Origin of the sequence: Hydrobacter penzbergensis (genome assembly GCF_900106985.1) — a bacterium.
GTDB lineage: Bacteria > Bacteroidota > Bacteroidia > Chitinophagales > Chitinophagaceae > Sediminibacterium > Sediminibacterium magnilacihabitans.
Genome location: NZ_FNNO01000021.1, coordinates 1 through 19,227 on the forward strand (window position 1 = coordinate 1; position 19,227 = coordinate 19,227).

The following is a 19,227-nucleotide window of genomic DNA, read 5'->3' on the forward strand; positions in this document are numbered from 1 at the left end:
GTGGGTACACTGGGTAATCTGACAGCGACGAAAGCGACGATCACTACGGCCAATATCACGAACTTAAGCGGAGTGGGTACATTGACAGCCACCAATATCAGCGGTACACTAACGACAGCTGCTCAACCGAACATTACCAGTGTGGGAACACTGGGTAATCTGACAGCGACGAATGCCACGATCACTACCGCCAATATCACGAACTTAAGCGGAGTGGGTACATTGACAGCAACAAACATTAGCGGTACACTAACGACAGCTGCTCAACCGAACATTACCAGTGTGGGTACACTGGGTAATCTGACAGCGACGAAAGCGAGCATTACGAACCTGAGTGGATTAAGTACATTGACAGCCACCAATATCAGCGGTACATTGACCACAGCCGCTCAACCGAACATCACCAGTGTGGGTACACTGGGTAATCTGACAGCGACGAAAGCGACGATCACTACGGCCAATATCACGAACTTAAGCGGAGTGGGTACATTGACAGCCACCAACATCAGTGGTACATTGACTACAGCTGCTCAACCCAATATTACCAGTGTAGGTACACTGGGTAATCTGACAGCGACCAATGCGACGATCACTACGGCCAATATCACGAACTTAAGCGGAGTGGGTACATTGACAGCAACAAACATTAGTGGTACATTGACTACAGCTGCCCAACCGAACATCACCAGTGTGGGTACCTTGGGTAATCTGACGGCGACCAATGCAAGTATCACGAACCTGAGTGGATTAAATACGCTTACTGCAACGAATATAAGTGGTACATTGACTACAGCCGCTCAACCCAATATTACCAGTGTAGGAACACTGGGTAATCTGACAGCAACCAATGCGACGATTACTACGGCCAATATCACGAACTTAAGTGGAGTGGGTACATTGACAGCCACCAATATCAGTGGTACATTGACCACAGCCGCTCAACCGAACATCACCAGTGTGGGTACCTTGGGTAATCTGACAGCGACCAATGCGAGCATTACGAACCTGAGTGGATTAAATACATTGACAGCCACCAACATCAGTGGTACATTGACTACAGCTGCTCAACCCAATATCACCAGTGTGGGTACACTGGGTAATCTGACAGCGACGAAAGCGACGATCACTACGGCCAATATCACGAACTTAAGCGGAGTGGGTACATTGACAGCCACCAATATCAGTGGTACACTGACCACAGCCGCCCAACCGAACATCACCAGTGTGGGAACACTGGGTAATCTGACAGCGACCAATGCAAGTATCACGAACCTGAGTGGATTAAATACATTGACAGCTACCAACATCAGTGGTACATTGACCACAGCCGCTCAACCCAATATTACCAGTGTGGGTACCTTGGGTAATCTGACAGCGACGAATGCGACGATCACTACGGCCAATATCACGAACTTAAGCGGGGTGGGTACATTGACAGCCACCAACATCAGTGGTACATTGACTACAGCCGCTCAACCGAGCATCACCAGTGTGGGAATACTGGGTAATCTGACAGCGACGAACGCAAGCATTACGAATCTGAGTGGATTAAATACGTTAACAGCAACAAACATTAGTGGTACATTGATTACAGCCGCTCAGCCCAATATCACCAGTGTGGGAACACTGGGTAATCTGACAGCGACGAATGCGAGCATTACGAATCTGAGCGGATTAAATACATTGACAGCCACCAACATCAGTGGTACATTGACTACAGCTGCTCAACCGAACATTACCAGTGTAGGTACACTGGGTAATCTGACAGCAACCAATGCGACGATTACTACTGCCAATATCACGAACCTAAGTGGATTAAATACGCTTACTGCAACAAATATCAGTGGTACATTGACTACAGCCGCTCAACCCAATATTACCAGTGTGGGTACCTTGGGTAATCTAACAGCGACGAATGCGAGCATTACGAATCTGAGTGGATTAAATACGTTAACAGCAACGAACATCAGTGGTACACTGACTACAGTTGCTCAGCCCAATATCACCAGTGTAGGTACACTGGGTAATCTGACAGCGACGAATGCAAGTATCACGAACCTGAGCGGATTAAATACGTTAACAGCAACAAACATTAGTGGTACACTAACGACAGCTGCTCAGCCCAATATCACCAGTGTGGGTACCTTGGGTAATCTGACAGCGACGAATGCCACGATCACTACGGCCAATATCACGAACTTAAGCGGAGTGGGTACATTGACAGCCACCAACATCAGTGGTACATTGACTACAGCTGCTCAGCCCAATATCACCAGTGTGGGAACACTGGGTAATCTGACAGCGACGAATGCCACGATCACTACTGCCAATATCACGAACTTAAGTGGAGTGGGTACGTTAACAGCCACCAATATCAGTGGTACATTGACTACAGCTGCTCAACCGAATATCACCAGTGTGGGAACACTGGGTAATCTGACAGCGACGAACGCAAGCATCACAAACCTGAGTGGTCTGAGCACCCTTACAGCAACAAACATTAGTGGTACACTAACGACAGCCGCCCAACCGAATATTACCAGTGTAGGTACACTGGGTAATCTGACAGCGACGAATGCCACGATCACTACTGCCAATATCACGAACTTAAGTGGAGTGGGTACGTTAACAGCTACCAATATCAGTGGTACACTGACTACAGCTGCTCAACCGAACATCACCAGTGTGGGAATACTGGATAATCTGACAGCGACGAATGCGACGATCACTACGGCCAATATCACGAACTTAAGTGGAGTGGGTACATTGACAGCAACGAATATTAGTGGTACACTGACGACAGCTGCCCAACCGAATATTACCAGTGTGGGTACCTTGGGTAATCTGACAGCGACGAATGCGATCATTACGAATCTGAGTGGATTAAATACGTTGACAGCAACAAACATCAGTGGTACACTGACCACAGCTGCTCAGCCCAACATCACCAGTGTGGGTACACTGGGTAATCTGACAGCGACGAATGCCACGATTACTACCGCCAATATCACGAACTTAAGCGGAGTGGGTACATTGACAGCTACCAATATCAGCGGTACATTGACCACAGCTACTCAGCCGAATATCACGAGTGTGGGTACACTGGGTAATTTGACGGCGACCAATGCAAGTATCACGAACTTAAGCGGGGTGGGTACATTGACAGCAACAAACATTAGCGGTACACTGACCACAGCAGCTCAGCCGAACATCACGAGTGTAGGTACATTGAATAGTCTTACCGTAACCGGTTCCGCATCAATCGGAACAGCTACAGGTGCCAACTCCATTATGATGGCAGTGGGTACGGGTAATTATTCACTCGATGGTGTGACTTCTTCAATATATACAATGGGAGCTTCAACCACAACAGGAACCATTACAATAGGAGGTACTGCACAAACGGGAGCAATTACATTAGGCTCTTCGTCTGGAAGCCAGACACTGAACCTGGGCACTGGAGGTGGGGCTTCTACTGTGAATATTGCCAATGGCACGAATGGCAATACGATTTCCATAGGGAATGGTGCCAATACAGTTGCTCAAACCATCAATATCGGAGCAGGCGCGAGTGCCGCTAATAACACTATTAATATCGGCTCGGGAGTGAATACTGCCGGAGCAATGGCTGTTACGATTGGCAGCAATACCAACCTGGTCAACACAACCATTATTCAGGGCGGTAATGGAACAGGAGCTATCACATTGACTCCCCAAACTACTGGCACTATTGTAATCGGTGCATCTGCCGGAACGGGCGCCATTACAGTGGGATCTTCCTCCGCTGCGCAAACGATCAATATTGCAGCTGGTACCGGGGCAGCTACCGTGAACATCGCCGGTGGAGGTATATCAGTAGTTAACCAGATCAATATAGGAACAGGCACAGCCACTGTGGCGGGTGGAAATACCATCAATATCGGAACAACAGCCCCCACAGGCTTGGGTACCAATATCATATCAATCGGTGCATCGGGAACAAATAACGGAAATGGCATCCGTTTCGGAAGCAGCCGGATACTCAATGCCGAGTCCATATTGGCAGTTACAGCAATAACTAGCATTACACCTACCGTTACGCAAATCCTGGATGCAGGCATATTTCTTATAACTAGTAATCTTAATGAAACACTTACTATGCCTACTGCACAAGGAGCAACGGGATTGGTGCAGGCTTTGCCTTCTGCGGTTGTCGGGGATGTGTTTAGATTTGTTGTTTCCTATAACGGAACTGGAACCATTACATTGTTACCAGGTACTGGTGTTACTATTGCAAATTCCGCCGGATATCTGGGACCTGTAACCAGAACAGTATATTGTCAGGTTACATCAATTACTGCCGGCTTGGAAACGATCAGTTGTTACTAAGTGCAGGTCTTAATAATTCACAAGATGTAATGTATGTGCTGCCTGCAAATTAAGATGTAAATTGAGTAGTTAAAACGATCAGTTTGATAAAAAAGTTGACGATAACCATGATGGGGCTGCTCTTTTTTCTGAATGGCTTTACACAAAAGCATCCAGGAAAGGAACCAGCTCCATCTGTCAGGATAAAACTGAACTCTGCTTCTGATTCGATGCAATACATATTGGGAGCATTCATAGCACAATGGGTAAATGGCAATGGATTTGTGATCAATAATCCAGCCTTGTTCTCGAAAGGGATGAATGATATGTTTCAAAATCATCCCCGCGCAGTACCAGATTCAATCATCGGTCCTGCTGTTGCTGCTTATCAAAGAACCCTGCAAAAAGAACGGTCTGTTAAACAGGAGCAGCAGTTATTTGCCATCCTGCGCGACAGACCCGGAGTAGGCAAATTACCCAATGGAGTGAGCTATGTGATCCTGAAGGCCGGGAAAGGACCACATCCAGTTGATACAGATTCCATTTTAATACATTTGAATGCCAAACTGCTCAACGGAACAGTAGTGGAAGACACCTATCATGCCCATAAGCCGTTTGCCGCAACAACAACCAGTTTTTTCACGGGTTTGAATGATGCTTTACAAATGATGCGCGAAGGATCCAAATGGCAATTATTCATTCCTGCAATCCTGGCTTATGGCGATAAAGGAACCACCCTCATCCCCCCTAACAGTGCTTTGATTTTGGAAGTGGAACTGTTGGCAGTCAGCAAAAAAGCCACCCTATAAAATGTGGATAAGCCCAACTAACATCGAACTATGGTCGGATAGGAGCCGGATCAGGCATGAATAGCAGACGAATTGGCCCTGGGTAGCGACCAGCCGGGAAATAAGTGACGGGACACTATAATTTAATCGGCACACTATTGTGAAATCACCAGAATGATTACCTTTGCCGCTCGAAAAAATAACTAAACACTTTATGGCTGACTTGAAATTTCAACGCAACTTCGGTATTGCCGCGCACATCGATGCCGGTAAAACCACCACCACAGAGCGTATCCTGCGCTACACCGGTATGATCCACAAGATCGGTGAGGTGCACGATGGCGCCGCTACCACCGACTGGATGGAGCAGGAAAAAGAAAGAGGTATCACCATTACTTCTGCGGCCGTAAGCTGCCAGTGGAACTTCCCCACCGTACTGGGTAAAGCCACTCCAGAAACCAAAAAATATTATTTCAATATCATCGATACTCCGGGCCACGTGGACTTTACCGTAGAGGTAGAGCGTTCCATGCGCGTACTGGACGGTCTGATCGCCCTGTTCTCTGCTGTGGATGGCGTTGAGCCCCAGTCAGAAACCGTGTGGCGCCAGGCCAACCGTTACAAAGTTCCCCGTATTGGTTTCGTAAACAAAATGGACCGTTCCGGTGCCGACTTCCTCAACGTGGTAAAACAGGTGAAGGAAATGCTGGGCGCCAAAGCCGTGCCTTTGCAACTTCCCATCGGTGCTGAAGACGATTTCAAAGGCGTGGTAGACCTGATCAAAATGAAAGGGATCATCTGGCACATGGAAACAGAAGGCATGACTTTCGATGAGATCCCTGTTCCTGCAGATATGATCGAAGAAGCCAATGAATGGAGGCAGAACCTCGTAGAAGCAGTAGCAGAATACGATGAAGGACTGATGGAGAAATTTTTCGAAGACCCCAACAGCATCACCGAAGAGGAAATGCACGAAGCGATCCGTAAAGCAACGATCGACCTGAGCATCGTTCCTATGATGTGCGGTTCTTCTTTCAAAAATAAAGGCGTACAAACAGCGCTGGATGCGGTTTGCCGCTACCTGCCTTCACCTGTAGATATCGAAGATACCGTAGGTACCGACCCCGATACAGGCGAACACATCACCCGTAAAGCCGATCCGAAAGAACCTTTCGCGGCCCTCGCTTTCAAGATCATGACCGATCCTTTCGTAGGACGTCTGGCCTTCTTCCGTTGTTACAGCGGACACCTCGATGCAGGTTCTTATGTATTGAACGTGCGCAGCGGAAAGAAAGAGCGTATCAGCCGTATCATGAAAATGTTTGCTAACAAGCAAAACCCCATCGATTTTATCGAAGCGGGAGATATCGCTGCGGCAGTAGGTTTCAAAGAGATCAAAACCGGAGATACCCTTTGCGATGAAGACCATCCCATCACCCTGGAAAATATGTTCATCCCCGAGCCGGTAATCGCCATCGCGGTTGAACCCAAGACCCAGGCCGACGTAGACAAAATGGGTATGGCCATTGCCAAACTGGTGGAAGAAGATCCCACCCTGCGTGTGAATACCGATGAAGATACCGGTCAGACCATCCTCCGTGGAATGGGAGAGCTGCACCTGGAGATCATCATCGACCGTATGCGCCGTGAATTCAAAGTAGAAGTGAACCAGGGTGCACCCCAGGTGGCTTATAAAGAAGCATTCGGAACCACTATCGAACACCGTGAAGTGCTGAAGAAGCAGTCGGGTGGACGTGGTAAGTTCGCCGATATCCAGTTCTCAATCGGACCAGCCGATGAAGAGTGGATGAAAGAAAACGAAGGCAAGCATTTCCAGTTCGTAAACGACCTCTTCGGCGGATCTATCCCCAAAGAATTCGTTCCGGCCATCACCAAGGGCTTTGAAACAGCCATGACAACCGGTGTACTGGCAGGCTACCCTGTAAACAACATGAAAGTGAGGGTATTTGACGGAAGTTACCACGATGTGGACTCTGATGCGATGAGCTTCGAATTGTGTGCCCGTGCAGGTTTCCGTGAAGCCGGCCGTAAAGCCAAGCCCACACTGCTCGAGCCTATCATGAAAGTAGAAGTATTGACACCCGATCAGTACATGGGAGATGTAACAGGTGACCTGAACCGCCGCCGTGGTATGCTGGAAGGTATGGACAGCCGTGCCAACCTGCAGGTAATCAAGGCTAAAGTGCCCCTGAGCGAAATGTTCGGTTATGTAACCCAACTGCGTTCACTGTCATCTGGCCGCGCTACCTCTACCATGGAGTTCAGCCACTATTCACCTGCTCCGAACAACATCGCTGAAGAAGTGATCGCGAAGAGCAAGGGTAAAGTGAAGATCGAAGACTAAGCGTTATCTTTTCGAGTATATAATAAGGTTGCCTCATCAAGAGGCAGCCTTATTAGTTTTATTTAAACAATGAAGAATGGCTATTAACCACAATTACTGCGGATGATGGCTTCCGCTGCCTGATAACCTTTAGCCTTTGCGGCCTGTAACAGGGCACAACCTTCTGCTTTTTTACCCAAATTGATCAATGCAGCACCTTTGAAGAATTCTGATTTGCCGTCGGATGCCTTTTTCGATTCGATTACTTTATCGAAATACACAATGGATTTGGCATACTCTTTCATATTGAAGTAACTGATAGCGGCATTTTCATTATTACTGTAATCTTCTGAAGAAATACTGGCAGCCTTAACGAAATAGAGGGCAGCATTATTGAAATCGTTCCTTCCGAATGCATCTTTGCCAGCAGCCTGTAATTGCTGATAAGTAGACTGTAAATTGGGGGGAACCTGGAACCCATTGGTAGGAATGCCCATGCTATTGATGATTTCCTGTCGCCTTACAAGTAAATCCGGATCCTGCGGGAAAAGACGAAGAGCGCTATCAGCCATTGACAGCAACTCTTTAGTGCCTTTTTGCAAAACATTCAAAGTACCCATCAAGTACATATTCCAGCCAAAAGGCTGAAGTCGCCGATACCGGGTATAGGTAAAGAATGCTTTATTGATAGCAGCGGTATCTTTCTTTTTGGCGCAGACTGCAATCAATGTCTGATAATAAGTTTTTGCCCGAGGCCTGTTGTAATAGGCAATGGTTGCGTATTTGTAAGCACTGTCTACCTGATTCCTTACATAATAAACATCGGCTTTCATGAAGTCGCTGTAAAAAATATAAGGATTGGCTTTGGACCCTTTATCGAACAATTGAATGGCCTGCTCGTATTGCTTGTTCTCATAAAAATACCTTCCCACTATGGCATCAATGGGTTGGCCAGTAGAGGTCAGATTGGGAATAGAAGGGAAAATATGACTGACCTGGTTCAGAGGTAATGTCAACGCCTCATTATCCAGATCGGGTAAAACAACCAATTGGGCACGCAAAGATTGATAGGTGAGAAAAGTTAGATTGATCACAGGAAGCATGGCAAGCATGGTAAAGAGCGCATACGAAGTACTGGGGGGTATTGCGTTGGTATCCTGGGAAGTCTCTACAGCCTGTGCCTGGCCGGAAGCAGCAGATTCCCGGCTTTTGTTAAAAGCCGTTACATTCAACGCCGTAATCAGCGCAAAAAACACCTGCATTACGGGACGCTCGCCAGGGAAATTCAATGCAGCGTCTACAAAATAGCCCGCCAGTGCAAGCAACGAGAATACAGCCGCCAGCTTCACATGATTATCGGCATTGCTGCGTAAGGTCCGGACAGTATATACAATAAGCACTACGAACAAGGCAAGCAATAGCATGCCTCCCGCTAGTCCCAGTTCAGCTGTTGTTTCAAGAAAATCATTATGCGAATGTGCGGGAACGTTCAGGTCGTCGATGTATTCCTTTTCGTAAGGTATGGAAGCCAGCTTCCAGTTGCCGAACCCGCATCCCATCAACGGGTGGTGCTTGCTGTAGTCGATAGCATGTCTCCAAAGAGCAAAACGATAATTGGATGCATCATTGGTAAGGCCAATCGTGCCGAGTCGTTCGGTTACAGTGCCATATCCGCCTTTTTCATCCTGGAAACTTTGGGCGCTTGTAAGGATCATGTTTGCACAAAAGAGGGCAATGAGTAATGGGAGCAGTAAATAAGCGGCACGGTAGAGCAGCAACTCTTTTCTTTTGTCTTTCCGAAAACTAAGCAGGCAAAATGCGATATAAATACCGGCTACCAACAACAGGCCAACATAAGAAGAACGTGCATTTACGATGAAAATAGACAGTATTCCCAGGAAAAGGGCAGCCAGGTTGAGAATCCTCCCGGATATTTTCTGTGTATAAATACAATAAAGCGCAAAAGGAACCTTTACTACCAGGCTGGCCGCAAAAATATTTTTGTTGCCGGTATTGCTTTTCAGGCTAAGGATCAGCGTATCCAGTTTCACGCTGCTGATCCCTTGAAAGAATGTATAGAGAGCATATAAGGACTCCAACAGCAACACCATCGAAACCACCTGGGCAATCAGACCGAATAAATGAACACGGTTGTTGAGCAGAACAGACAGGTTAAGAAAAGCAACGACTGTAGTGACCAGGCGTACGTAGCAAACCAGCATTTCTGTTTTGTTGATCGCGGCAAAGATTGACAAACCTGCCAGTAACACCAATGCCATGTATAAATGCGTGAAACGGTCGCTGAAAATACGCCGGGCGCCAGCCTTGTAATCGCTTTTATTAAGCAGGATGAAAATGGCGGCTACAAAGTCCAGCAATGCCAGGTAAAACCATTGACTACCCATGACATCGTACCCGCCAAGATTAGGAATAAAGTGTACAGCCATATAAAGAACACAGCATAGAAGCAGAAGACCGCCATCGCGTATTTCTTTGAAAGGGAGGGGGGTTGATACTGGGGGGGCAGTATGAGAGCGCATGGTATGGTTTTGAGTAGCCATATTATCAAATTGACGTGAAATTAATATTTTTCATGGTATTACATCTAACTGTTTGATAGTCAGATTATTTTTGAAACATTGAAGGATACCTGGGCATTGAAATACGGCCATAGAAGGATTTAGCCTGTATATGATAAAAATTCTTTTGAAATTTCTTGCCCATTCAGTATCAACTCCATACCTTTGCAACCCCAATACGAAAATTGGGTTTCGACTATGTCTCAACGAATCAGAATCAAATTGCAGTCTTACGATCACAACCTGGTAGATAAATCTGCCGAGAAGATCGTAAAAACAGTACGCAGCACAGGTGCCGTAGTAACAGGTCCAATTCCTTTGCCCACACACAAAAGGATTTTCACTGTTCTCCGTTCACCCCACGTAAACAAGAAGAGCCGTGAGCAGTTCCAACTGGCTACACACAAGCGTTTACTGGATATCTACACTTCCTCTTCCAGGACTGTAGATGCGCTGAGCAAACTGGACCTGCCTTCTGGTGTTGAGGTAGAGATCAAGGCGTAAGTTCTTAAACATAATCATCTGCCAATCCTGTTCAACGGGAGAAAGCAGCTCTGATCAAAATAAATTACATATAAACAGGCCCTTCGAGGTTTGTTTGCTTCCGGTACTTCCTCTTCCCGAACCAGGTTTGGGAAAACAATGGAAAAGGTCGGCAGAAACAAGGATTGAATCCCGCTTCATCGGTGGGATGTCCTCATAACCTTGCGGGGCATAAACCGCAAAACGATGAAAGGTATTATTGGTAAAAAGATCGGGATGACCAGCATCTTTGCCGCTGATGGAAAGCAGACAGCCTGCACCATCATCGAAGCTGGTCCATGTACCGTAACACAAGTCAAGACTTCAGAGTCTGACGGCTACACAGCATTACAGCTGGCATTTGGCGACAAAAAGGAGAAACATTCCAACCAGGCTGAGATCAATCACTTCTCTAAAGCTCAGACCGCTCCTAAGAAGTTCGTAAAAGAATTCCGCAATTATTCCATAGAAAAAGCATTGGGTGAAGCCATCACCGTAGACATTTTTGCCGAAGGCGAAACTGTTGAAGTGGTAGGCACCACCAAGGGTAAAGGTTTCCAGGGTGTTGTGAAACGCCATGGATTCTCTGGTGTGGGTGAAGCATCTCACGGTCAGCACGACCGCCAGCGCGCTCCCGGATCTGTGGGTGGATCATCTTATCCTTCCCGCGTATTCAAGGGAATGAGGATGGCCGGCCGCATGGGTGGCGACAGGGTGAAAATGAAAGGCCTGAAAGTGGTAAAGATATTCCCTGAAAAGAATTATATCCTGATCAGCGGATCGGTTCCTGGCCATAACGGTTCCATCGTTTTAATCCAGAAGTAATCACACTTTAACAAGAATGATCATGCAAGTAGATGTATTAAATATAAAAGGACAGAAGACCGGCAGAACGGTAGAATTACCGGCTGAGATTTTCGGTATCGAGCCAAACGATCATGTGATCTACCTGGCTGTAAAACAATACCTGGCTGCAGGCCGTCAGGGTACACACAAAGTGAAGACCCGTGCCGAAGTGCAGGGTGCCAGCCGCAAGCTGCACAAGCAAAAAGGTACCGGTGGCTCCCGTAAGGGTAATATCCGCAACCCTTTATACAAGGGTGGTGGTACCATCTTCGGACCCAAGCCGCATGCTTACGATTTCAAACTGAACCGTAAGGTGAAAGACCTGGCCAAGATCTCTGCACTGAGCCATAAGGCAAAAGAAAATGCGATTGTAATTGTGGAAGATATCCAGCTCGATGCACCCAGGACCAAGCAAGTGGTAGAAGTGATGAAGAACCTGAAGGTGGCTGATAAGAAAACGCTGGTGATATTACCCGAGTACAACGACAACCTGTATCTCAGCACCCGTAACGTGCCCAATCTCGACAGCACCCTGTTGTCAGACATCAACACTTACGAGATCATGAATGCAGATGTACTGGTACTCACAGAAAACACTGCCAAGATATTTGCTGAGAACGAAACCGAGACCGTAGCTTAATTTAAGAACGTTTCAACTTAAGATATATGAAACAGAATGAAATTTTAATCAAGCCGATCCTGACCGAGAAAGCCAATGCCCAGCAGGAAAAACTGAGAAGGTATGCTTTCAAAGTGAATCGCAAGGCCAACAAACTGGAGATCAAAAAAGCGATCGAATCGTTTTATGGTGTAACGGTGATAGACGTGAACACTGCAGTAGTGCCTGGTAAAAACAAAACCCGCTATACAAAAGCAGGTTTTATCCAGGGGATGAAACAGGCTTATAAGAAAGCGCTGGTAACTGTAGCAGAAGGAGAGACAATAGACCTGTACGCAAACATTTAAATTATAGCAGCGGAGCTGAAAAATCCGCATTAAAAAAGAAGAAAAATGGCACTGAAGAAGTACAAACCAATGACCGCCGGAACACGCTGGAGAATTGGTAATGCCTATGCTGAACTCACTACCGACAAGCCCGAAAAGAGCCTGTTGGAGCCTCAGAAAAGCACTGCCGGTCGCAATGTGCAAGGCCGTCGTTCCATGCGTTACAAAGGTGGTGGACACAAACATCACTACCGTATCGTTGATTTCAAAAGGGATAAAAAAGATGTTGCTGCTACCGTAGCAACCATTGAATACGATCCAAACCGTACTGCATTCATCGCTTTGCTGCAATATGCAGATGGCGAGAAAAGGTATATCATCGCTCCCCAGGGCTTGCAGGTAGGTACTACCGTGATCTCCGGCGACGAAGCAGCTCCCGAGATCGGTAACGCACTGCTGATGAAAAACATGCCGCTGGGTACCATGATCCACAACATTGAGTTGCAGCCGGGTCAGGGTGGAAAGCTGGTAAGAAGCGCAGGTTCTTCAGCACAACTGGCGAACAAGGAAGAAAAATACGCTGTATTGAAAATGCCTTCGGGTGAGTTGAGAAAAGTATTGATCAACTGTTATGCTACCGTAGGGGTAGTTTCTAACAGCGACCATAACCTGGAAACAGCCGGTAAAGCGGGTAAGAACCGTTGGAAAGGTGTTCGTCCGCGTGTACGTGGTGTAGCCATGAACCCTGTAGATCACCCAATGGGTGGTGGTGAAGGAAGGGCTTCCGGAGGTCACCCGCGCAGCAGAACAGGTAAGTATGCAAAAGGAGAGAAAACGCGCACCAAAGGAAAAGGCAGCGATAAGCTGATCATCCAGCGCAGAGACGGGAAAAAATTAGCTAAGTAATTACGAAGCTGATCAATCAATAAACTAATAGACCAGTAAACAAAAACAATTATGGGTCGTTCGATTAAAAAAGGTCCTTATATAGCCGCCAGCCTGGAAGGCAAAGTGGTAGCTATGAATGATGGCAAATCCAAGAAAGGTGTAATCAAAACCTGGAGCCGTCGCAGCACCATTTCACCTGATTTCGTTGGGCACACATTCGCTGTGCACAATGGAAACAAGTTCATCCCGGTGTATGTAACAGAATTTATGGTGGGACACAAATTAGGTGAATTCGCCCCTACCCGTAACTTCAAAGGACACGCAGGAACTAAGAAATAATTAGTCAATAAGTAAATTCGGCAATTTGACACTTATAAATTTCATTATCAAATTGTCTGATTGTCAAATTATCAAATTTAAGAAATGGAAGCAGTAGCTAAACTGAACAATTATCCAACAGGGCCGCGCAAGATGCGTTTGCTGGCCGATGTGATCCGTGGAATGGAAGTGGAGAAGGCATTGGCTATCCTGGAGCATCACCCGCAGCACAATGCAGTGCCGTTGGCGAAACTGCTGAAGAGCGCCATCAGCAACTGGGAGCAGAAGAACAATGGTGCCAGTGCGGCAGACAGCGGACTGGTAGTAAAAACCGTTTTCGTAGATGGCGGCCGTGTTTTGAAACGCATGCGTCCGGCACCTCAGGGCCGTGGCTACCGTGTTCGTAAGCGCAGCAATCATGTAACATTAATCGTAGATTCTAAAAATTAATTGAAACCATTATATGGGTCAGAAAGCAAATCCAATTGGTAACAGGTTAGGTATCATCCGCGGATGGGAGAGCAACTGGTATGGTAGCAAGAAAGACTACGCATCCAAGTTGATCGAGGATCATAAGATCCGTACTTACCTCAACGCCCGTATCAACAAGGGCGGTATTGCCAAAATTGTCATCGAGCGTACCTTGGGTAAGCTGATCGTTACCATCCATACCTCCAAGCCCGGTATCATTATCGGTAAAGGTGGTAATGAGGTAGACCGTATCAAAGAAGAGTTGAAAAAGCTGACAGGTAAGGATGATGTGCAGATCAACATCCTGGAGATCCGCCGCCCCGAGCTGGACGCCAACATCGTTGGTGATACCATCGCCAAGCAGATCGAAAACCGTATCAACTTCAAACGCGCCATCAAAATGGCCATCGCCTCTACACTCCGCATGGGTGCAGAAGGTATCAAAGTGAAGGTAGCCGGACGTTTGGGCGGTGCTGAGATCGCACGTACCGAAGAGTTCAAACAAGGACGTGTTCCCCTGCACACATTCCGTATGGATATCGACTATGCCAACGTGTTTGCACAAACCGTATACGGTAAGATCGGTATCAAAGTATGGATCTGCAAAGGAGAAGTACTCGGACAGCGCGAACTGAACCCCAACTTCGTTGGCGGTAAGAACGATATGAGTGAGAGAAGGGATGGCGGCCATCATGGACACGACAGGCGTGATGACAGGAGAGGTGGTGGAGATAGAGGCGGTGATCGCAGAGGTGGTGGAGACAGGAGAGATAACCGTGGCGGAGGAAGAGATCGCAGAAACTAATAGCGCAATGTGCAAATGGCGCGATGGCTCAATAAAAATGAATTGCGCCATTGAGCAATTGAGAAATTTTCAAATTATAACAAATGTTACAGCCTAAAAGAAGCAAACATAGGAAACAGCAGAAAGGACGCATACGCGAAGTAGCCAAGCGTGGCACTTCCATTTCATTCGGTTCTTTTGCACTGAAGGCGCTGGAACCCATCTGGCTGACCAACCGTCAGATCGAATCAGCCCGTCAGGCCATGACCCGCGCCATGAAGCGTGAGGGTAATGTGTGGATCCGCGTATTTCCTGATAAGATCATTACCCGTAAGCCCCTGGAGGTAAGGATGGGTAAAGGTAAAGGTAACCCTGAATTCTGGGCTGCTGTGGTGGAACCAGGACGTATCATCTTCGAATGCGATGGTGTAACACCTGAGACTGCTAAAGAAGCGATGGAGCTGGCTGCACAGAAGCTGCCCATCAAAACCAAATTCGTTGTTAGAAGGGATTTCCAGGCATAATAAATTGAATAAAAGATGGCAAAGAAAACACAAGAATTCAACAAGAGCCTGAAAGATCTGAACGCAACAGATCTGAAAGCAAGGATCCAGGAAGACCAGCTGCGGCTGAAAAAATTGGAGTTCGCCCACGCGATCTCTCCCCTGGAAAATCCGATGAACATCCGCGGTCTGCGCAGGGATATCGCCCGCCTGAAAACGGAACTGAAGAAAAAAGAAATGGGTATCTAACCATAAATTTAAAACAATGGCTGAAGTAAGAAATTTACGTAAAACAAGGATCGGGGTAGTAACCAGCGACAAAATGGATAAGACCATTACTGTAGCGGTGGAAAGAAAAGTAAAGCACCCCATCTATGGTAAGTTCGTAAAGAAAACCACCAAATTCCATGCACACGACGAAAAAAGTGAGTGCGGAATTGGTGACACCGTAAAGATCATGGAAACTCGTCCCCTGAGCAAAACAAAGCGCTGGAGACTGGTAGAAGTGGTAGAAAAAGCCAAGTAATATTGGCTTCAAGCTGCAGGCTGCAAGCAAACCGCTTCCGGTCCCAGCCTCTGAAAAATAAATTCATCAATTTTCTTTCCTCTTTGCCCCGGACTTAAGTCCGGGGCAAAGAGGAAAGAAAAAGAAAAAGAAAAACAATGATTCAGCAAGAAAGCAGACTCAACGTAGCTGATAACAGTGGTGCCAAAGAAGTACTTTGTATCAAGGTGCTGGGCAACAGCGGACAGGATTATGCCAAAGTAGGCGATAAGATTGTGGTGACTGTAAAAGATGCCATTCCCGCAGGCGGTATCAAAAAAGGTACTGTTTCCAAAGCGGTAATCGTACGTACCAAAAACAAACTGCGTCGTAAAGACGGATCTTATATCCGCTTCGACGACAATGCGGTGGTATTGTTGAACAACTCAGACGAGCCCCGTGGTACGCGTATATTCGGACCAGTAGCGAGAGAATTGCGTGATAAAGGTTATATGAAGATCATTTCACTGGCTCCGGAAGTTTTGTAAGAACGCAAAACGCTGAAGGCTGAATGCAAAATGCAGGAAGTTGGAAGTGTAATAAGATAAATAAAATTAAGCTAAGCGTTTAGCGTTTAGCATTAAGCTTTAAGCACAAAAAAATGAGTACAAGATTTAAACCCAAATTCAACATCAAGAAAGGTGATACCGTAGTGGTGATTACCGGCGATGACAAGGACTTGAAAAAGCCCCGCAAGGTGTTGGAAGTGATCGTAGACAAAGGCCGTGTAGTAGTGGAAGGCGTGAATATCGTAACCAAACATACCAAGCCTTCTGCTCAGAACACAAAGGGTGGTATTGTAAAAGTAGAGGCCCCCATCAACATCAGTAATGTAATGGTATGGGATGCAAAAGCTGGCGCCGCTACCAAAGTAAAACGTACCAGGGAGAATGGTAAATTAGTTCGTATATCTAAAAAATCAGGGGAGGTAATCAAGTAATGAGTACTGTAAAATACACTCCGAGATTAGCAGACAAGTACACAAAAGAAGTGATACCTGCTTTAATGAAGAAGTTTGCTTACAAAACTGTAATGCAGGCTCCTAAACTGGAAAAAATTTGTATCAACCGTGGTGTGAACGGAGCAGTGACCGATAAGAAACTGGTTGATATCGCTGTGGAAGAACTGAACATGATCACTGGTCAGAAAGCAGTTCCTACCGTGTCTAAAAAAGACATTTCAAACTTCAAACTGCGTAAAGGCATGCCCATCGGCGCACGCGTTACACTGAGAGGCGAGAAAATGTACGAATTCCTCGACAGGCTGGTATCTGTTGCCCTGCCGCGCGTACGCGACTTCAAAGGCATCAGCGATAAAGCTTTCGATGGCCGTGGTAACTATACCCTGGGCGTAACAGAGCAGATCATCTTCCCTGAGATTGACATCGATAAGGTGAACAAGATCACAGGACTGGATATCACTTTTGTTACCTCTGCCAACAGCAACGAAGAAGCATATGAGTTGCTGAAAGAACTGGGTATGCCTTTTAAAGGAGCTAAAAAAGACAATAATTAAAAACTGAAAGTCTGAAGACTAATATTCAAACAATTGGTTTTTAGCTTATAAACACAAGAATTTCAAAAACTATGGCAAAAGAATCAGTAAAAGCCAGACAAAGAAAGCGTGAAGCATTGGTGGCCCAGTATGCTGAGAAGCGTGCGGCCCTGAAAGCAGCAGGTGACTATGCAGCCCTGGACAAGCTTCCTAAGAATGCATCACCCGTTCGTTTGAAAAACCGTTGCCAACTGACCGGACGTCCCAAAGGTTACATGAGGTACTTTGGCCTTTCAAGGGTGATCTTCCGTGATATGGCACTGAATGGCAAGATACCAGGTGTGAAAAAAGCAAGCTGGTAATCTGGTTGTAGTAATAAAATTGTGAACAGACTTAATTCAAATAAACATGGTAACTGATCCTATAGCAGACTTCTTAACGAGGATTCGTAACGCCCAAATGGCTGGCCACAGGCTGGTAGAGATCCCTGCATCCAACCTCAAGAAGCGTATGACAGAGATCCTGTACGAACAGGGTTATATCCTGAAGTACAAATTCGAGGACGATAACAAACAGGGCCTGATCAAGATCGCATTGAAATACGATCCTGCTACCAAGCAACCTGCTATCCGCTCCCTGGAAAGGGTAAGCCGTCCCGGTTTGCGCCAGTATGCAAAACCTACCGAGATCAAACGCGTGATCAACGGACTGGGTATCGCTATCCTGAGCACATCCAAGGGTGTACTGACCGACAAACAGGCGAAAGCTGAAAATGTTGGTGGCGAAGTACTTTGCTACGTTTCTTAAATAAGGTATTGTCCGGTCTGACAATTATGCTTTTAGTCGGAGCAGAACACGGGCCGGAATATTCAGAACAACAATAAAAAGCTAAACGACTATGTCACGTATTGGAAAACAACCGGTTAAATTGCCCGCAGGGGTTACGGTTACTGTAGGTAGCGATAATGTGGTTACCGTAAAAGGACCTAAAGGAGAACTGAAAGAAAGCATCGACCGCGATATCACTGTTACAGTGAACGACGGACAGGTAACTTTCACACGCCCTACCGACCAGATCCGTCACCGCGCTATGCACGGTCTGTACCGCGCATTGATCGCCAACCTGGTGAAAGGTGTAACCGAAGGATTCAAGAAAGAACTGGAACTGGTGGGTGTGGGTTATAAAGCCGCCAACACCGGTAACCTGCTCGACCTGGCCCTGGGTTACTCACACAATATCATTTTCGAAGTTCCCAAAGAACTGAAAGTGACTACTGTAACTGAAAAAGGACAGAACCCCAAGATCACGATCGAGGGTACCGATAAACAATTGTTGGGACAGGTAGCTGCCAAACTGCGCAGCTTACGTAAGCCTGAGCCTTACAAAGGAAAAGGTGTTAAGTACACTGATGAGGTACTGAGAAGAAAAGCTGGTAAAGCAGCAGGTAAATAAAACTGTTAACTGACCGCCGGCCGAATCGGGGGTTGCAAATAAAACAAGATGAGTAAATTAATCAAAAGGCAGAAGATCAGATACCGCATCCGTAAAAAGGTGTCAGGTACTGCACAGAGTCCGCGCCTGGCCGTATTCAGGAGCAATGCTGAGATCTATGCTCAAATGATCGACGACGTGACTGGTGTAACACTGGCGGCAGCTTCTTCAAAAGATAAAGAGATCGCTGCACAGAAAGGTACCAAGAGCGAAAAAGCCAAACTGGTTGGAGCAGCTATTGCTAAAAAAGCAACAGCGCTGGGACTGACATCCTGCGTATTCGACAGGGGTGGTAACCTGTACCATGGCCGCGTGAAATCCGTTGCCGACGGTGCAAGGGAAGGAGGTCTTCAATTCTAATT

Annotated in this window: 22 protein-coding genes; 21 read left to right on the forward strand and 1 reads right to left on the reverse strand. The window is 46.6% G+C overall.

Translation table 11 applies throughout. The features are described 5' to 3' along the window. From BLU98_RS17930 to fusA, 3 genes are all read left to right on the forward strand, one after another. On the forward strand, positions 1 to 4,368 hold a 4,368-nt coding region (locus tag BLU98_RS17930), incomplete at its 5' end, for a beta strand repeat-containing protein (RefSeq protein WP_257575064.1). Positions 4,369 to 4,451: 83 nt separating this feature from the next. Continuing rightward, positions 4,452 to 5,156, forward strand: a complete 705-nt coding sequence (locus tag BLU98_RS16260; protein WP_139173990.1) for an FKBP-type peptidyl-prolyl cis-trans isomerase — start codon at positions 4,452 to 4,454, stop codon at positions 5,154 to 5,156. A gap of 193 nt (positions 5,157 to 5,349) precedes the next feature. After that, positions 5,350 to 7,500 carry an elongation factor G gene (gene fusA / locus BLU98_RS16265; RefSeq protein WP_092726848.1) on the forward strand — a complete coding sequence of 717 codons (2,151 nt, stop codon included), beginning with the start codon at positions 5,350 to 5,352 and terminating at the stop codon, positions 7,498 to 7,500. Positions 7,501 to 7,583: 83 nt separating this feature from the next. On the opposite strand, the gene BLU98_RS16270 is transcribed toward fusA, so the two are convergent. Further along, the gene (locus BLU98_RS16270; protein WP_257575065.1) at positions 7,584 to 9,926 is read right to left on the reverse strand and encodes an O-antigen ligase family protein; all 2,343 of its coding nucleotides are present in this window, start codon (positions 9,924 to 9,926) and stop codon (positions 7,584 to 7,586) included. Between the two features lie 330 nt (positions 9,927 to 10,256). Between BLU98_RS16270 and rpsJ the strand changes: the two genes are divergently transcribed. The 18 genes from rpsJ to rplR all read left to right on the forward strand — a co-directional run bounded on the left by rpsJ (position 10,257) and on the right by rplR (position 19,225). Beyond that, positions 10,257 to 10,562, forward strand: a complete 306-nt coding sequence (gene rpsJ, locus BLU98_RS16275; RefSeq protein WP_026770720.1) for a 30S ribosomal protein S10 — start codon at positions 10,257 to 10,259, stop codon at positions 10,560 to 10,562. A 225-nt stretch (positions 10,563 to 10,787) separates the two neighbouring features. Beyond that, complete coding sequence (gene rplC, locus BLU98_RS16280; protein WP_026773482.1) at positions 10,788 to 11,405, forward strand: 50S ribosomal protein L3; 618 nt, start codon at positions 10,788 to 10,790, stop codon at positions 11,403 to 11,405. 22 nt (positions 11,406 to 11,427) lie between these two features. Continuing rightward, on the forward strand, positions 11,428 to 12,066 hold the full coding sequence (gene rplD, locus BLU98_RS16285; protein ID WP_092726917.1) for a 50S ribosomal protein L4: 639 nt from the start codon (positions 11,428 to 11,430) through the stop codon (positions 12,064 to 12,066). Positions 12,067 to 12,092: 26 nt separating this feature from the next. Further along, on the forward strand, positions 12,093 to 12,392 hold the full coding sequence (gene rplW, locus BLU98_RS16290; RefSeq protein ID WP_026770717.1) for a 50S ribosomal protein L23: 300 nt from the start codon (positions 12,093 to 12,095) through the stop codon (positions 12,390 to 12,392). Between the two features lie 45 nt (positions 12,393 to 12,437). Further along, entirely contained in the window at positions 12,438 to 13,277 is an 840-nt protein-coding gene (gene rplB / locus BLU98_RS16295) for a 50S ribosomal protein L2 (RefSeq protein WP_026773480.1), read from the forward strand. Positions 13,278 to 13,328: 51 nt separating this feature from the next. After that, positions 13,329 to 13,598 (forward strand): 30S ribosomal protein S19, encoded by a 270-nt coding sequence (gene rpsS, locus BLU98_RS16300; protein ID WP_092726854.1) that lies wholly within the window; start codon positions 13,329 to 13,331, stop codon positions 13,596 to 13,598. A gap of 84 nt (positions 13,599 to 13,682) precedes the next feature. Continuing rightward, positions 13,683 to 14,027 carry a 50S ribosomal protein L22 gene (gene rplV / locus BLU98_RS16305; RefSeq protein ID WP_026770714.1) on the forward strand — a complete coding sequence of 115 codons (345 nt, stop codon included), beginning with the start codon at positions 13,683 to 13,685 and terminating at the stop codon, positions 14,025 to 14,027. Between the two features lie 13 nt (positions 14,028 to 14,040). Next, complete coding sequence (rpsC, locus tag BLU98_RS16310) at positions 14,041 to 14,853, forward strand: 30S ribosomal protein S3 (RefSeq protein ID WP_092726858.1); 813 nt, start codon at positions 14,041 to 14,043, stop codon at positions 14,851 to 14,853. A gap of 83 nt (positions 14,854 to 14,936) precedes the next feature. Beyond that, positions 14,937 to 15,356, forward strand: a complete 420-nt coding sequence (gene rplP / locus BLU98_RS16315; protein ID WP_026770712.1) for a 50S ribosomal protein L16 — start codon at positions 14,937 to 14,939, stop codon at positions 15,354 to 15,356. Positions 15,357 to 15,371: 15 nt separating this feature from the next. Next, positions 15,372 to 15,584: a 50S ribosomal protein L29 gene (rpmC, locus tag BLU98_RS16320; protein ID WP_026770711.1), complete on the forward strand. Its 213-nt coding sequence runs from the start codon at positions 15,372 to 15,374 to the stop codon at positions 15,582 to 15,584. A 16-nt stretch (positions 15,585 to 15,600) separates the two neighbouring features. After that, a complete protein-coding gene (gene rpsQ, locus BLU98_RS16325; protein WP_026770710.1) occupies positions 15,601 to 15,861 on the forward strand; it encodes a 30S ribosomal protein S17 in 261 nt (86 codons plus the stop codon). A gap of 137 nt (positions 15,862 to 15,998) precedes the next feature. After that, positions 15,999 to 16,367 carry a 50S ribosomal protein L14 gene (rplN, locus tag BLU98_RS16330; RefSeq protein ID WP_026770709.1) on the forward strand — a complete coding sequence of 123 codons (369 nt, stop codon included), beginning with the start codon at positions 15,999 to 16,001 and terminating at the stop codon, positions 16,365 to 16,367. 113 nt (positions 16,368 to 16,480) lie between these two features. Next, positions 16,481 to 16,819 (forward strand): 50S ribosomal protein L24, encoded by a 339-nt coding sequence (gene rplX / locus BLU98_RS16335; RefSeq protein WP_026770708.1) that lies wholly within the window; start codon positions 16,481 to 16,483, stop codon positions 16,817 to 16,819. Then, positions 16,819 to 17,394, forward strand: a complete 576-nt coding sequence (gene rplE, locus BLU98_RS16340) for a 50S ribosomal protein L5 (protein WP_092726863.1) — start codon at positions 16,819 to 16,821, stop codon at positions 17,392 to 17,394. Before rplX ends, rplE begins: the two co-directional genes overlap by 1 nt. 71 nt (positions 17,395 to 17,465) lie before the next feature. Beyond that, positions 17,466 to 17,735 carry a 30S ribosomal protein S14 gene (rpsN, locus tag BLU98_RS16345; RefSeq protein WP_026770706.1) on the forward strand — a complete coding sequence of 90 codons (270 nt, stop codon included), beginning with the start codon at positions 17,466 to 17,468 and terminating at the stop codon, positions 17,733 to 17,735. Positions 17,736 to 17,781: 46 nt separating this feature from the next. Then, positions 17,782 to 18,180 carry a 30S ribosomal protein S8 gene (gene rpsH, locus BLU98_RS16350; protein ID WP_026770705.1) on the forward strand — a complete coding sequence of 133 codons (399 nt, stop codon included), beginning with the start codon at positions 17,782 to 17,784 and terminating at the stop codon, positions 18,178 to 18,180. Positions 18,181 to 18,271: 91 nt separating this feature from the next. Then, positions 18,272 to 18,826 (forward strand): 50S ribosomal protein L6, encoded by a 555-nt coding sequence (gene rplF, locus BLU98_RS16355; protein ID WP_092726866.1) that lies wholly within the window; start codon positions 18,272 to 18,274, stop codon positions 18,824 to 18,826. A 48-nt stretch (positions 18,827 to 18,874) separates the two neighbouring features. Next, positions 18,875 to 19,225: a 50S ribosomal protein L18 gene (gene rplR / locus BLU98_RS16360; protein WP_092726870.1), complete on the forward strand. Its 351-nt coding sequence runs from the start codon at positions 18,875 to 18,877 to the stop codon at positions 19,223 to 19,225. Positions 19,226 to 19,227: the final 2 nt, after the last annotated feature.

Coding starts and splice junctions, on each gene's coding strand:
- fusA (WP_092726848.1), top strand. CDS start 5,350: ATGGCTGACTTGAAATTTCAACGCAACTTCGGTATTGCCGCGCACATC.
- BLU98_RS16270 (WP_257575065.1), bottom strand. CDS start 9,926: ATGGCTGTACACTTTATTCCTAATCTTGGCGGGTACGATGTCATGGGT.
- rpsJ (WP_026770720.1), top strand. CDS start 10,257: ATGTCTCAACGAATCAGAATCAAATTGCAGTCTTACGATCACAACCTG.
- rplC (WP_026773482.1), top strand. CDS start 10,788: ATGAAAGGTATTATTGGTAAAAAGATCGGGATGACCAGCATCTTTGCC.
- rplD (WP_092726917.1), top strand. CDS start 11,428: ATGCAAGTAGATGTATTAAATATAAAAGGACAGAAGACCGGCAGAACG.
- rplW (WP_026770717.1), top strand. CDS start 12,093: ATGAAACAGAATGAAATTTTAATCAAGCCGATCCTGACCGAGAAAGCC.
- rplB (WP_026773480.1), top strand. CDS start 12,438: ATGGCACTGAAGAAGTACAAACCAATGACCGCCGGAACACGCTGGAGA.
- rpsS (WP_092726854.1), top strand. CDS start 13,329: ATGGGTCGTTCGATTAAAAAAGGTCCTTATATAGCCGCCAGCCTGGAA.
- rplV (WP_026770714.1), top strand. CDS start 13,683: ATGGAAGCAGTAGCTAAACTGAACAATTATCCAACAGGGCCGCGCAAG.
- rpsC (WP_092726858.1), top strand. CDS start 14,041: ATGGGTCAGAAAGCAAATCCAATTGGTAACAGGTTAGGTATCATCCGC.
- rplP (WP_026770712.1), top strand. CDS start 14,937: ATGTTACAGCCTAAAAGAAGCAAACATAGGAAACAGCAGAAAGGACGC.
- rpmC (WP_026770711.1), top strand. CDS start 15,372: ATGGCAAAGAAAACACAAGAATTCAACAAGAGCCTGAAAGATCTGAAC.
- rpsQ (WP_026770710.1), top strand. CDS start 15,601: ATGGCTGAAGTAAGAAATTTACGTAAAACAAGGATCGGGGTAGTAACC.
- rplN (WP_026770709.1), top strand. CDS start 15,999: ATGATTCAGCAAGAAAGCAGACTCAACGTAGCTGATAACAGTGGTGCC.
- rplX (WP_026770708.1), top strand. CDS start 16,481: ATGAGTACAAGATTTAAACCCAAATTCAACATCAAGAAAGGTGATACC.
- rplE (WP_092726863.1), top strand. CDS start 16,819: ATGAGTACTGTAAAATACACTCCGAGATTAGCAGACAAGTACACAAAA.
- rpsN (WP_026770706.1), top strand. CDS start 17,466: ATGGCAAAAGAATCAGTAAAAGCCAGACAAAGAAAGCGTGAAGCATTG.
- rpsH (WP_026770705.1), top strand. CDS start 17,782: ATGGTAACTGATCCTATAGCAGACTTCTTAACGAGGATTCGTAACGCC.
- rplF (WP_092726866.1), top strand. CDS start 18,272: ATGTCACGTATTGGAAAACAACCGGTTAAATTGCCCGCAGGGGTTACG.
- rplR (WP_092726870.1), top strand. CDS start 18,875: ATGAGTAAATTAATCAAAAGGCAGAAGATCAGATACCGCATCCGTAAA.